The following is a 13,134-nucleotide window of genomic DNA, read 5'->3' as shown; positions in this document are numbered from 1 at the left end:
GGCTCTGGCTGATGGCGGCCATCTACTTCTGCGTCGTGCTCGGACAGTATGGCCTGACGTTCTGGTTGCCGACCATCGTCAGGAAGGCTGGTGTCGCCGATCCTTTGTGGGTGGGCATCCTCACCGCCTTGCCGTACCTGTGCGCGATCGTTGCGTTGCCGCTGGTCGGCATGAGCGCGGACCACCATCGCGAGCGGCGCCTGCACCTGGCGATCCCGATGCTGGTAGCGGCGGCGGGCTTTGCCACGCTCCCTCTGCTTGGGGGCGTCGGCGCGTCGCTCGTCTGCCTGAGCATCGCGGCGGCGGGCATCCTGACGTCGTCGTCGCAGTTCTGGGCGTTGCCCACCGCTTTGCTGGGTGGCATGTCGGCAGCGGCCGGGATCGCCGCCGTCAACTGCGTTGCCAACCTCGCAGGGTTCTTTTCCCCGGCCATCGTCGGCTGGCTCAATGATCTGACCGGGAAATCGACGGCCGGCCTGATCTTCATCTCGGTTGCCATCGTGCTCGGCGCATTGCTTGTCTTCCTTGTCCCGGCGAAGGCAGTCAACCGCTGAGATTTCCCATTCCCTTGACCATCAGATACACGCAGGAGACGAACATGCATTCATCCTCATCCGAAGCGTCCGTGCCATTGGCAGAGCACGCCTATCGCATCCGCAGGAATGCCCTGTTGATGGGCGAAGTGCAGGGCCAGGGCTATATCGGGCAAGCGCTCGACATTGCAGACGTCCTGGCCGTCGCGTACTTCGGCGCCATGAAGTACCGTCCGGAAGATCCAGAGTGGGAGGGGCGAGATCGCTTCCTCCTGTCCAACGGGCACTACGCCATTGCCTTGTATGCCGCGTTGTTCGAAGCAGGCATCCTGCCTGCGGACGAGCTGGAGACATATGGCAGCGACGATAGCCGCCTGCCGATGTCAGGCATGGCAAGTTACACGCCTGGCATGGAGATGTCCGGCGGCTCGCTGGGGCAAGGCCTGACGATCGCGGTTGGCCGCTGCCTGGGCCTCAAGCGCAAGGGCTCCGATGCCTTTGTCTATACGCTGTTCTCCGATGGCGAACTGGATGAAGGCGCGATCTGGGAAGGGATCATGTCGGCCAGCCACTGGAAGCTGGACAACCTGATCGCGATTGTCGATGTCAACAACCAGCAGGCCGACGGGCCATCGACGCAGATCATGGCGTTCGAGCCGCTGGTGGAAAAGCTGGAGGCGTTCGGCTGGTTCACGCAGCGCGTGGATGGCAACGATATCGCGGCGGTGGCGGCTGCGTTCGATGCGGCGCGGTCGCATCCGGGCGCGCAGCCCCGCATCATTGTTTGCGATACACGCATGGGCTGCGGCGTTCCTTTCCTGGAGCAACGCGAGAAGAACCACTTTATCCGCGTCGACGCCCACGAGTGGCAGCTCGCGCTGGAAGCACTGGAAGCCGGGAGACAAGCATGAGCAACGCAACCTTGACCAAGCCGAGACTGAAGACGTCGGCGATGATCGCCTCGATTGCCGGAGAAGACCAGGCGACGCGCCCTGCCCCGTTCGGACATGCGCTGGTGGAACTGGCCCGCAACAAGCCCGGCGTGATCGGCATGACGGCCGACCTCGGCAAATACACCGACCTGCATCTCTTTGCCAAGGCGTTCCCGGGACGCTACTACCAGATGGGCATGGCCGAGCAGCTGCTGATGGGCGCAGCCGCCGGCCTGGCGCACGAGGGGGCACAGCCCTTTGTCACCACGTACGCGGTCTTTGCCACGCGCCGCGCCTATGACTTCATGCACCAGGCCATCGCCGAAGACAACCTGGATGTGAAGATCGTGTGCGCGCTGCCCGGCCTGACGACAGGCTACGGCCCAAGCCATCAGGCCGCCGAGGACCTGGCCTTGATGCGCGCGATGCCGAACATGACCGTCATCGATCCGTGCGACGCGCTGGACATCGAGCAGATGGTGCCGGCGATCGCGGCCCATCGCGGCCCAGTCTATGCGCGGCTGCTGCGCGGCAACGTGCCCGTGGTGCTGGACGAATACGACTATCGCTTTGAGCTTGGCAAGGCAAAGCTGCTGCGCGACGGCGCGGAGGTACTCGTGATCTCGTCGGGCATCATGACCATGCGCGCGCTCGAAGTGGCCAAGGCGCTGGAGGCGGATCGCATCGGCGCGGCTGTGCTGCACGTGCCGACGATCAAGCCCCTGGACACCGAGACCATCGTGCGCGAGGCAAGGCGCTCCGGCCGGCTCGTCGTCGTTGCCGAGAACCACACGGTGATCGGTGGTCTTGGCGAAGGCGTGGCGGCAGCGTTGATGCGCGCGGGCGTCAGCGCGCCATTCCGGCAGATTGGCCTGCCGGACGCGTTCCTCGACGCCGGCGCACTGCCTACGCTGCATGATCGCTACGGCATCTCGGCCAACGTCATGGCGGCAACCATCAAGGGCTGGCTAGGCTGACGAGCAACGAAGGGCCGCAGGCAAGCACGCGCGGCCCGGCGGCGGTGGGGTAACCACTCACCGCCCCTCAATCCACAGCACCCTTGGTGGGGCCTCGAATACTGATGTCGTGGGTGCCGAGGGTCTTCAGGCGGCCGGCTGGCCAACTGTTGCGATGCGAAGCAGGTTGGTCGTGCCGGGCGTGCCAAAGGGCATGCCCGCGGAGATCACGATGACTTGCCCTGAAGTGGCAAAACCCTCGCTCTCGGCAGTGTCGCAGGCATAGTTCGTCATCTCGGTGACGCTCTCCACTTCATGGATGATGACCGCATGGACACCCCAGACGAGCGCCATGGCACGCGCAGCATGCAGGTTCGGGGTCATGCCGATGATGGGGGCATCGGGACGCTCGCGCGACATGCGCATGGCGGAATAGCCCGAGCTTGTGTAAGCCACGGTGGTGGCTACGTGGAGAAGCCCGGCCACGCGGCGCATTGCGCTGCCGATGGCGTTGGCGATGTCCGGCTCCGGCGGGGTCTGCGATGCCTCCATGACCTCCCTGTAATACGGGTCCGCCTCCGTCTGCACGATGATGCTGTTCATCATCTGCACCGCTTCGACAGGGTATTTCCCCGAGGCCGACTCCGCGGAGAGCATGACGGCGTCCGCGCCATCGTAGATGGCGGTGGCAACGTCGGAAGCTTCGGCGCGCGTCGGAACCGGCGAGCTCACCATGGATTCCAGCATCTGCGTGGCGACAATGACGGGCTTGCCCGCTTTGCGGCAAGCCTGCACGATGCGCTTCTGGATCGACGGCACCTGCTCGGCGGGCATTTCGACGCCAAGATCGCCCCGCGCGACCATCACTGCGTCGGTCTCGGCAACAATGGCATGCAACTCGGCGATGGCCGCAGGCTTTTCAAGCTTGGCGACGATGCTGGCCCGGTTTCCGACAATCTGCTTGATCTCGCGAATATCCTCGGCGCGCTGGACAAAGGACAAGGCGATCCAGTCGACCCCGAGCGACAAGCCGTAGTCCAGGTCTTCGCGGTCCTTTGCGGTCAAGGCCGACAGCGGCAGCACGACGCCTGGCACGTTGACGCCCTTGCGGTCGGACAGCACCCCACCGTCGATCACTTCGGTCTCGGCATGGTCCGGCCCAAATGCCCTTACCCGGAGGCGGAGCTTCCCGTCGTCGAGCAACAGGTCCGTCTGCGCTTTCAGCGCCGCGAAGATCTCGGGATGAGGCAGCGCAACCCGGGTCGCGTCGCCCGGGCGGTCCTTATCCATGTCAAGCCGGAACGTCTGGCCTTGCACGAGCGTAACGGGACCGTTCGCGAACTGCCCCACGCGCAGCTTTGGCCCTTGCAGGTCCAGCAAGATGCCGATTGGCCGTCCCAACTCCGTCTCCAGATCCCGGATGAGGTTGAGGCGTGCCTTGTGGTCGGCATGCGTGCCGTGACTGAAATTCAGCCGGAAAACGTCGGCGCCGGCCATGAACAGGCGGCGAAGGGTTGCAGCATCGCTGCTGGCCGGTCCGACGGTGGCGACAATCTTGGCATTTCGAGTGCGGCGCATGATCTAGCATCCTTTCCCGGCCGGGCTGGTAATCAGCAAGGCACGGAAGTCGTTGACGTTGGTAAGCGTGGGGCCCGTGACGATGGAATCGCCAAGCGCCTCGAAGAAGGTGTGTCCGTCGTTATTGGCGAGAAAGGTGTGCGGCGCCATCTCCCTTTGCCAGGCGCGCGAGAGTGTCGTGGGGTCGGCGTATGCGCCGGCGATCTCTTCGATGCCGTCCACGCCATCCGTATCGGCGGCCAGCGCAAAGACATTCGGGTGGCCGTCCAGCGCAATGGCCAGGGAAAGCAGGAATTCCACATTGCGCCCGCCGCGGCCATCGCCTCTGACCGTGACGGTGGTCTCGCCCCCTGACAGGAGCACGCACGGAAGCCGGAATGGCTCCATTCCCTGCGCGGCCTGGAAGGCGATGCCGGCCATCACCTTGCCGACGGCGGCGGCCTCGCCTTCGATGCGATCGCCCAATACATAGGGCTGGATGCCCGCGGCGGCGGCGGCCTGCGCTGCGGCGGCAAGGGAGATGGCAGGCGTCGCGATCATGCGCACCTCGCTGCGCGCGAGCCGTTCGTCGCCAGGCTTGACGGACTCCCCGCTGCCGGACGCCAGCAGACGCTCTGCGCTGGCCGGGAGCAGGATCCCGTAGCGCCGGACGATATCCAGCGCGTCCTGGCATGTGGTCGCGTCGCATACGGTTGGCCCGGATGCAATATTGACCGGGTCGTCACCGGGCACGTCTGAAATCAACAGCGACACGACGCGAGCCGGATGGCACGCGGCGGCAAGCCTTCCGCCTTTAATGCCGGAGAGATGCCGTCGCACACAGTTCATCTCCGAGATGGTCGCGCCGCTGGCCAGCAGCGCCTGGTTGACGGCGCGCTTTTCCTCCAGGCTTATGCCGGCCAACGGAAGGCTAAGCAGCGAGGATCCGCCGCCGGAGATCAGGCAAATGACCAGATCGTCCTCGCACAGCCCTGAGACCATGTCCAGCATGCGAACCGCGGCACGCTGGCCAGCCGCGTCGGGTATCGGATGCGCGGCTTCGACGACTTCGATGCGCGAGGTCGGCGCGGCGTGGCCGTACCGCGTCACAACCAGGCCAGCGAGCGGGCCTGGCCACGCCTGCTCCAGCGCGCGGGCCATGCTGGCGGCGGCCTTGCCGGCCCCGACGACGATGGTGCGGCCGACAGGCGGCTCGGGTAATGCGCACGCCAGGCAGTCTTGCGGGTCCGCCGCGGATACCGCAGTCCGGAAAAGCGACGCCAGGAATGCACGGGGGTTTTCAATGGTGAGGTGTTTCACGATGCGCTACCTGTTTCCGTTCTGGTGTCAGGCGCTCTTGCGGGCGCCGGCGGCATAGTTCGGCTGCATCGGCACCAGCGGGATGGGTTCCGGCGCGACACCTTCGTAGAGTTGCTCCAGGTCCTCCGGGTCGGCTTCGCCATTGAGGACGCGCTGGACGCGGTCCTCGTCGAGTGCGCCGACCCACTTGGCAATCGCCATGGTCGCAACCGCGTTGCCGATGGTGTTGGTGATGGCGCGCGCCTCCGACATGAAGCGGTCCACCCCAAGCAGGAGAACCATGCCCGCCACCGGAATCTTCCCCAGCGACGCGAGCGTTGCCGCCAGCGTGATGAAGCCCGAGCCGGTGATGCCCGCGGAGCCCTTCGAAGTCAGCAGCAGCACACCGAGCACGACGAACTGGTCGGTGAGTGTCAATGGCGTGTTGGTTGCCTGTGCGATAAAGATCGCTGCCATGGTGTAGTAGATGCACTGGCCATCGGGGTTGAAGGTGAGGCCCGCCGGCACCACCAGCCCGACGACGGGCTTCGACACGCCGACGTTCTCCAGCTTGCGCATCAACTGCGGAATGACGGATTCCGATGAACTCGTTCCCAGCACGGTCAGGATTTCGTCCTTGATGTACTTCAGGAATTTGAACAGGCTAAATCCGCAGATGCGGCAAATCGTACCCAACACAATCAGCACGAACAGCGCGCAGGTCCCATACATGGTGGCGACCAGCTTGCCAAGCGATGCAATGGAGCCAAAGCCATACTTGCCCACCGTGAATGACATGGCGCCGAACGCGGCAACCGGCGCGAAACGCATGATCATGCCGACGATCGCGAACATGGCATTGGCGAACGCGTCCAGGGCGGCGACGAAGGGCTTGCCGCGCTCTCCCAGATGGGCCAGGGCCACACCCATGAATACAGAGAACACGAGGATCTGCAGGATGTCGTTCTTGGCGAGCGCATCCACAATGCTCATCGGCACGAGGTTGAGCAGGAAGTCCATGACGCCTTCGTGCTTTACCTGTGCCGTATAGGCGGCAATGCTCTTCGTGTCGAGCGTCGCCGGGTCGACGTTCATGCCATGACCGGGCTGTACCACGTTGACCACGATGACGCCGAGCAGCAGCGCAAACGTCGACAGCACTTCGAAGTACAGCAAGGCACGCCAGCCTACCCTGCCGAGATCCTTCATGCTCTCCATCTTGGCGATGCCGAGCACGACCGTCGCGAAGATGATGGGTGCAAACACCATCTTGATGAGGCGGATGAAGATATCCCCAAGTGGCTTGAGCTCGCTGCCGATATGGGGCATGAAGATACCCAGCAGGATGCCCGCCGCCACGGCAATGAGCACCTGGACATACAGTGAGCTTATGAGTCGCCTTTTCATGATGTCTCCTGTGGCGACGCACTTGCAGCGCTGCCTGTCTTGCCTTCATCAACTGAATGCGGCCGACGTCTTCGCGACGGCCGTGCCGCTTGGTCAGTCCATGCTTACGCGCGCCTCTTTGACGAGCTTGCCGAAGCGGGTGACTTCGTCCTTGATCTGGGCCGTCATCTGGGCCGGGGTATTGCCGACCGGCTCAGCGCCGATGGCAGCGAATTGTTTCCTCACATCGGGGAGTGCCAGGGCCTTGGTGATTTCAGTGCTAAGCCGGTTCACGATCTCAGGCGGCGTGCCGGTAGGGGCAAGGATGCCGAACCAGGACGCGACGTCGAAGCCGGGCAAGCCGGATTCGGCAAGGGTAGGCACATCCGGCAGTGCGGAAGAGCGCCTGGCCGTGGCGACCGCCAGCGGCTTGAGCTTGCCCGCCTTGATGTAAGGCAGCGCGGACGACGCGGTGTCAAACATCATCGATACCTGGCCGCCCAACAGGTCCGTGATAGCCGGGGCGCTTCCCTTGTAGGGAACGTGGACGATGTGGGTGCCGGTCTGTGCCTTGAATTGCTCGCCGATGAGGTGATGGGCCGTGCCGTTGCCATTGGACGCATACGTCAGCTTGCCGGGATTGGCCTTGGCATAAGCGACCAGTTCCTGCACGTTCCTGGCCGGGAAGCTTGGGCTGACGACGAGCACGTTCGGCACGATGGCAACGACGGAGACTGGCGTCAGATCCTTTTGGACGTCGTAGGAGAGCTTTTTGTAGACGTTCGGTGCGATGGTGTGATGCACCGCCCCCATGAGCAGCGTGTAGCCATCTGGCGCAGACTTTGCCGCGGCGTCCGCTCCGATGGTGGCACCGGCGCCCGGCCGGTTTTCGATAATGACGGGCTGGCCCAGCGCCTGCGTGAGCTTTTGTCCCACGGTGCGGGCAAGGACGTCGGTGGTGCCCCCCGGGGGAAACGGGACAATGAGGCGAATCGGCTTGGTGGGATATGCCTGGGCGAAAGCGGTGCCGGCGCCGAGCACGAGGCCGAACGCTATCACCGCAGTCCGGATCACGGATTGCATGCCTGTCTCCTGATGGAATACTTTCTTGGCTGGCCCACCCGGGGCCAACTCGGTGCGGGTCACCTGTGCCGGTGCTAACCCGCTAGCTGTTTGCTGCGGCGCGGCGAGCCGCGCTTCCTGCTTAGCCTCAGGCCGCCTTCCTGACCTGATTGACCAGCACCTTGCAAATGGCTTCGGTGACGGACGCTGTGGTCGCATTGCCACCCAGGTCCGGGGTGAAGACACCGTTGGCGGTGATCTGCTCGATGGCTGCCATCAAGCGGTCCGCCGCGGGCTTCTCGCCCAGATGCTCGAGCATCATGGCCGCGGTCCAGAAGGTGGCGATGGGATTCGCCACGCCCTTGCCCGTGATGTCGAAAGCGGAGCCGTGGATCGGTTCGAACATCGACGGAAACACGCGTTCCGGGTTCAGGTTGGCGGTCGGTGCGATGCCGAGGCTGCCGGACAGCGCCGCAGCCAGGTCGGACAGGATGTCGGCGTGCAGGTTGGTCGCGACCACTACGTCCAGCGTATGGGGCTTCAACACCATGCGCGTGGTCACGGCGTCGACCAGTTCGCGGTCAACCTTGACGTCCGGATAGTCCTTGGCGACTTCATAGAAGATCTCGTCCCACATCACCATGCCGAAGCGTTGCGCGTTCGACTTGGTCACCAGGGTGAGGTGTTTGCGGGGGCGCTTCTGCGCGATCTCGAAGGCGAAGCGGTGGATCCGCTCGACCCCGGCGCGTGTGAAGACAGCGGTTTCCGTGCCGGTCTCGATGGGCAGGCCACGGTGGGTACGACCGCCGTTGCCGGCATACTCGCCTTCCGAGTTCTCGCGGATGATGACCCAGTCGATGTCCTTGCCATTGGCCAGCGGGCTCTTCACCCCTGGCAGTACGCGTGCGGGGCGTACGTTGGCGTACTGGTCGAAGCCCTGGGCGATGGGTAGGCGCAGGCCCCACAGCGACACGTGATCGGGCACGTTCAGGGCGCCCACCGCGCCAAAGAAGATGGCGTCGAACTGCTTCAGGCGCTCCAGCCCGCCTTCGGGGATGTAGTAGCCTTTCTCCAGATAGTAGTCGGAGCTCCACGGGAAATGCTCGACGCTCAGCTTGAAGCCGCCATCTTGCCCCGCCAGGGTCTCCAGCACTTGCAGACCGGCAGAGATGACTTCCGGGCCAATGCCATCGCCAGGGATGGCTGCAATCTTGTATTCACGCATCGCGTTGCTCCTCTCGTTGTTTTCCACACACCGAAGGCCGCTTTCCACCGCCAGGTATGCCGGCGTCCTTCTGTGACCTAACTATCGTTGAAAACCGAGGGAGTAAGATGAACTGTATTTCAAACTAATATTAACTTGAGGTTGAAGATGGGACAGCCTTCGGAACTTGCTTTCTTCGCCGGCCTGGCCAAGGCGGGCAGCCTGTCGGCCGCAGCGCGTGAGCAAGACGTCACCCCCGCAGCCGTCAGTAAACGGCTAGCTCAAATGGAGAAGCGGCTTGGGGTGCGGTTGCTGAACCGGACGACGCGGCGCATTGGCCTGACCGCCGAGGGGGAGGTCTACCTCGAGCACGCCCGGCGCCTGCTCGCGGAGATCGAGGATCTCGACCAGCTGATCTCCAGCAGCCATGTGGCGCCGCGAGGGACGCTGAGGGTCAACGCTCCGCTGGGGTTCGGGCGCACCTACATTGCGCCCGCCATATCCGATTTCGCCAAGCGATATCCACAGATGGAGGTGCAACTCCATCTGACGGACAGGCCAATGAACCTGGGCGATGAGGGATTTGACATAGGGATCCGGTTCGGCGAGATCCCGGACACGCGCCTGATGGCGCGGAAGATCGCCGACAACCGGCGTTTGGTCTGCGCCGCGCCCTCGTATCTGAAAACCCACGGCACGCCGGTCACGCCGCACGATCTGACGCAGCATCAATGCATCGTGCTGCGCCAGAACGACTCTGCCTATGGCATCTGGCGCTTCGCCAAGGGGAAGAAGACGGAAACGGTAAAGGTACGCGGCGCCCTGAGCAGCAATGACGGCGAAGTGACGCTGACTTGGGGCTTGGCCGGGCAAGGGATCTTGCAGCGCGCGGAATGGGACCTTGCCAAGTACCTCCGAAGTGGCCGCCTGGTCTTGCTGCTCGAAGACTATGCCCTACCACCAGCCGACATATTTGCCGTCTTTCCGGAGCGGCTGAACATGTCGGCCAAGGTCCGGGCGTTCCTCGACTTTCTCGTTGCGCACTTTGAAGGGAAACTGCTTAGGGCACGTGGGGGTACCTCATCTTGGTAATCTTGGTAAGCATAAACAGCCTGGCGACGAGGCCGGCGCCGGCACGACGAAGATGGCCTGCCCGTAGCCGCCCGGAAGGGCAAAGCGGCGGGAGCGGTGAGAAGGCCCCTCATCGCCGCCCCCCAATCCACCGCACAAGCTCCCCAAACACCGGCATATCCATCGGCACCGACAAGTCCAGCGCCAGGCAGCGGCGGTAGTACGGGCTGAGGTCCAGCCCCACGCCAAGCCCCAGCACCTCCACGTCGCGCAGTGTCTCGTTGCGCGCCACCACTTCCTTCAGGTGGTTGTCCAGGTAGAACGCATCGTTGGCGTGCCCCGTGGCGCTGTCCATCGGGCTGCCGTCGGACACCACGATCAGGATGCGGCGGGTTTCGGCACGCGCGAGCAGCCGCGCGCACGCCCAGTCGACTGCCTCCCCGTCCACGCCTTCGCGGAACAGGTCGGCCTTGAACAGCGCGGCGATGTTGGCGCGCGCACGCCGCCAGCTCGTGGCGGCGTCCTTGAACACCATGTGGCAGGCTTCATTCAGCCGCCCGGGATGCGCGGGCCGGCCGCGGGCCAGCCAGTCGAGCCGGGCGCGGCCGCCATTCCACGCGCCGGTGGTAAAGCCCAGCACCTCGCTGGCCACGCCGGCCTGGTCGAGCGCGCGCGTGAGGATGTCGACCATCATGGCTACCTGCTCGATATGCGCTTTCATCGAGCCCGAGCAATCGATCAAAAAGCTCACCGCGCAGTCCGCCTGCAGCCGGTGCCGCTCTTGCCGAAACAGACGGCGCTCGGCCGGCGAGGTGACCAGCTGCGCGAGGCGCCGGCCATCGAGGCGGCCGTCTTCCTCGCCGAAGGACCAGCCATCGCGCTGCGGCACGGCGAACGATGCCGTCAGCGCGCGTGCCAGCCTTGCCACGTTGATGCCTTGTTCGGCGATGCGCCGGTCGAGGCGTTCGCGGTACTCCGCCAGCAGGTCCTTGCGCACCAGCGTGCCGGGGGCGATCTCCCGGTCGTAGCGCGTGGTGTAGGCGCGGTAGCCTTGGCCGCACGCATGCAGCACGCGGCTGTTGCCTGTGGCCGCCATGGCCATGGCCTCGAGCTCATCATCCTCGCACCCGAGCGCCAGTGAGAACGCCACGCGCACGGCTTCGTTGTCTTCGGCCTCTTGCTCATCGGCTTGCATCCCGTGCGTGCGGGTGGCGCGCAGCATCTCGCCCACCAGCCGTGCCAGTTCGAGGGCATGGATCGCAAACGCGCCCTGCTCCGCGCGGTGCCGGCGCAGGCCCGCCAGCGGCACGCCGAGCACCGGCACGATGGCCGCGCGCGTGGCTTCGATCAGGTCTTCGGTGTCTTCCAGCACCGGCCAGCCCGACAGGCGCGACCACGCGATCTGCGCCACGGTGTACAGCAGGATGCCAAGGTGGCTCTCGGCCAGGCCGCTGCGATGGAAGTCGCGGGACCAGGCCGCAAAGCGGTGGCGCAGGTTCTGCGCGACGCCCGGCATGCCGGCTGGCAGTTGCGACTCGCAGCGCAGTTGTTCCAACAGCTCGAACACCAGCCTTTCCACCGGATCCGCCGGGCACAACTGCTTGTGCAGATCCGCGTCCGAATGCGCAAGCCGTAGTGCCGCCCCATCCGCCGCGCCGCGCAGGCAGGCAAAATCGTCCGCCTGCGGGTCGGTGCGCAGGTGCGGCGCATGCAGCGGCAGCGGCCGCAGGTCGCGGCACAGGCGGCCGTCGCGATAATGCAGCGCGCGGTCGCCCGTGAGCGCGCGCACCACCGCCGCGCACAGGGCCTCGCGCTGCTGGCCGCGGCGGCTTGCCTGCCGGGGCGGCGGCATCAGCACGGTTGCGGCGCCTCGCCGAGCGCGGCTTCCACTTCCCGGCCAAAACAGCGCTGGAAGTACTCGCCCACGATCGGGCGTTCGGCGTCGTCGCATTTATTGAGAAAGCTCAGCCGGAACGCCAGCGCCGGATCGCGGAAGATCTGGCAGTTTTCCGCCCAGCTGATCACCGTGCGCGGCGACATCAGCGTGGACAGGTCTCCCGTGGCAAAGCCCTTGCGCGTGAGCTCGGCCACGCTCACCATCGATGCGATCAGCGCGCGGCCGGCGTCGTCCGCCAGCTCCGGCACGCGCGCCAGCACGATGCCGGCCTCTTCCGCGCGCGGCAGGTAGTTGAGCGTGGCGACCACGTTCCATCGGTCCATCTGCGCGTGGTTCAGCATCTGGGTGCCGTGGTACAGGCCGTTCAGGTTGCCAAGCCCCACGGTGTTGGTGGTGGCGAACATGCGGAACGCCGGATGCGGATGGATCACGCGGTTCTGGTCCAGTAGCGTGAACTTGCCGTCGCGCTCCAGCATGCGCTGGATCACGAACATCACATCGGGGCGGCCCGCATCGTACTCGTCGAAGATCAGCGCCACCGGGCGCTGCAGCGCCCACGGCACGATGCCTTCCTGGAACTCGGTGACCTGGCGGCCGTCGCGCACCACGATGGCGTCCTTGCCGACCAGGTCTAGCCGGCTGATATGGCCGTCCAGGTTCACACGCACGCAAGGCCAGTTCAGGCGCGCCGCCACCTGCTCGATATGGGTGGATTTGCCGGTGCCGTGCAGGCCCTGCACCATCACGCGGCGATCCCGCGTGAAGCCGGCCAGAATCGCCAGCGTCACTTCGGGGTTGAAGCGGTAGGCCTCGTCGATCTCCGGCACATGATCGTCGCGCTCGCTGAATGCCGGCACCATCAGGCCAGAGTCGATGCCAAACAGGGCGCGCGCCGCGACCATCTTGTCCGGTTTGCCAGTCACGATATCCATCACGTTGGTCTCCTTTGGGCGCCGCCCTTTCGGCCATGATAGAGCAGTTTCGTTTTTAGATACAAATCATCTCGTTTATTGGTTTCACCTATTGACCTTCGACTTTATGCGTCCTACATTTCTGTAAATTACATTTTTCAGGACGATTAGTTCCGTTTTGACAACCATACCGGAGACACACCATGAGCGAACACCTGCCTGAAGCCCTCAAGACCACCGCGCTGCCCGCCACCACCGGCCCGCAGGAGATGACCCCGTCGGAAGCCTTTGTCGAGACCCTGGCCGCCAATGGCGTCACCGACATG

The 13,134-nt window shown here is 64.6% G+C and carries 11 protein-coding genes; 4 read left to right on the top strand and 7 right to left on the bottom strand.

The genetic code is table 11. From position 1 onward, the window contains the following. The 3 genes from AC1RQK_RS40060 to AC1RQK_RS40050 form a co-directional block, all read left to right on the top strand. On the top strand, positions 1–554 hold a 554-nt coding region (locus tag AC1RQK_RS40060; RefSeq protein ID WP_492815151.1), incomplete at its 5' end, for an MFS transporter. A gap of 44 nt (positions 555–598) precedes the next feature. Further along, positions 599–1,444 carry a transketolase gene (locus AC1RQK_RS40055; protein WP_492815149.1) on the top strand — a complete coding sequence of 282 codons (846 nt, stop codon included), beginning with the start codon at positions 599–601 and terminating at the stop codon, positions 1,442–1,444. Beyond that, a complete protein-coding gene (locus tag AC1RQK_RS40050; protein ID WP_492815147.1) occupies positions 1,441–2,442 on the top strand; it encodes a transketolase family protein in 1,002 nt (333 codons plus the stop codon). The genes AC1RQK_RS40055 and AC1RQK_RS40050 overlap by 4 nt, the downstream gene beginning before the upstream one ends. A 126-nt stretch (positions 2,443–2,568) precedes the next feature. Here AC1RQK_RS40050 and pyk read toward each other — a convergent pair whose 3' ends face one another. From pyk to AC1RQK_RS40025, 5 genes are all read right to left on the bottom strand, one after another. Then, positions 2,569–3,999, bottom strand: coding sequence for a pyruvate kinase (gene pyk, locus AC1RQK_RS40045; RefSeq protein ID WP_492815145.1), 1,431 nt, complete (start codon positions 3,997–3,999; stop codon positions 2,569–2,571). A gap of 3 nt (positions 4,000–4,002) precedes the next feature. Next, on the bottom strand, positions 4,003–5,298 hold the full coding sequence (locus AC1RQK_RS40040; protein ID WP_492815143.1) for a glycerate kinase type-2 family protein: 1,296 nt from the start codon (positions 5,296–5,298) through the stop codon (positions 4,003–4,005). Positions 5,299–5,325: 27 nt separating this feature from the next. Beyond that, positions 5,326–6,684, bottom strand: coding sequence for a dicarboxylate/amino acid:cation symporter (locus tag AC1RQK_RS40035; RefSeq protein WP_492815141.1), 1,359 nt, complete (start codon positions 6,682–6,684; stop codon positions 5,326–5,328). A 93-nt stretch (positions 6,685–6,777) separates the two neighbouring features. Continuing rightward, positions 6,778–7,746, bottom strand: coding sequence for a tripartite tricarboxylate transporter substrate binding protein (locus tag AC1RQK_RS40030; RefSeq protein ID WP_492376440.1), 969 nt, complete (start codon positions 7,744–7,746; stop codon positions 6,778–6,780). Positions 7,747–7,873: 127 nt separating this feature from the next. Continuing rightward, positions 7,874–8,950, bottom strand: coding sequence for a tartrate dehydrogenase (locus AC1RQK_RS40025; protein WP_492376439.1), 1,077 nt, complete (start codon positions 8,948–8,950; stop codon positions 7,874–7,876). Positions 8,951–9,097: 147 nt separating this feature from the next. On the opposite strand from AC1RQK_RS40025, the gene AC1RQK_RS40020 reads away from it, so the two are divergent. After that, the gene (locus AC1RQK_RS40020) at positions 9,098–10,021 is read left to right on the top strand and encodes a LysR family transcriptional regulator (RefSeq protein WP_492376438.1); all 924 of its coding nucleotides are present in this window, start codon (positions 9,098–9,100) and stop codon (positions 10,019–10,021) included. A gap of 109 nt (positions 10,022–10,130) precedes the next feature. Here the strand turns inward: AC1RQK_RS40020 and AC1RQK_RS40015 are convergent, their stop codons facing one another. Then, positions 10,131–11,852 carry a cobaltochelatase CobT-related protein gene (locus AC1RQK_RS40015; protein ID WP_492815153.1) on the bottom strand — a complete coding sequence of 574 codons (1,722 nt, stop codon included), beginning with the start codon at positions 11,850–11,852 and terminating at the stop codon, positions 10,131–10,133. Continuing rightward, the gene (locus tag AC1RQK_RS40010; protein WP_492815138.1) at positions 11,852–12,829 is read right to left on the bottom strand and encodes an AAA family ATPase; all 978 of its coding nucleotides are present in this window, start codon (positions 12,827–12,829) and stop codon (positions 11,852–11,854) included. The genes AC1RQK_RS40015 and AC1RQK_RS40010 overlap by 1 nt, the downstream gene beginning before the upstream one ends. Positions 12,830–13,134: the final 305 nt, after the last annotated feature.

This window comes from Cupriavidus sp. GW822-FHT02D05, assembly GCF_058802485.1.
The sequence above is the reverse complement of the archived record's forward strand: the minus strand, read 5'-3'. Positions and strand labels throughout refer to the sequence as shown.

Excerpts from the sequence above, each read along its gene's own strand:
- pyk (WP_492815145.1), bottom strand. The coding sequence starts at position 3,999 with ATGCGCCGCACTCGAAATGCCAAGATTGTCGCCACCGTCGGACCGGCC.
- AC1RQK_RS40030 (WP_492376440.1), bottom strand. The coding sequence starts at position 7,746 with ATGCAATCCGTGATCCGGACTGCGGTGATAGCGTTCGGCCTCGTGCTC.
- AC1RQK_RS40055 (WP_492815149.1), top strand. The coding sequence starts at position 599 with ATGCATTCATCCTCATCCGAAGCGTCCGTGCCATTGGCAGAGCACGCC.
- AC1RQK_RS40020 (WP_492376438.1), top strand. The coding sequence starts at position 9,098 with ATGGGACAGCCTTCGGAACTTGCTTTCTTCGCCGGCCTGGCCAAGGCG.
- AC1RQK_RS40015 (WP_492815153.1), bottom strand. The coding sequence starts at position 11,852 with ATGCCGCCGCCCCGGCAGGCAAGCCGCCGCGGCCAGCAGCGCGAGGCC.
- AC1RQK_RS40025 (WP_492376439.1), bottom strand. The coding sequence starts at position 8,950 with ATGCGTGAATACAAGATTGCAGCCATCCCTGGCGATGGCATTGGCCCG.
- AC1RQK_RS40050 (WP_492815147.1), top strand. The coding sequence starts at position 1,441 with ATGAGCAACGCAACCTTGACCAAGCCGAGACTGAAGACGTCGGCGATG.
- AC1RQK_RS40035 (WP_492815141.1), bottom strand. The coding sequence starts at position 6,684 with ATGAAAAGGCGACTCATAAGCTCACTGTATGTCCAGGTGCTCATTGCC.
- AC1RQK_RS40010 (WP_492815138.1), bottom strand. The coding sequence starts at position 12,829 with ATGGATATCGTGACTGGCAAACCGGACAAGATGGTCGCGGCGCGCGCC.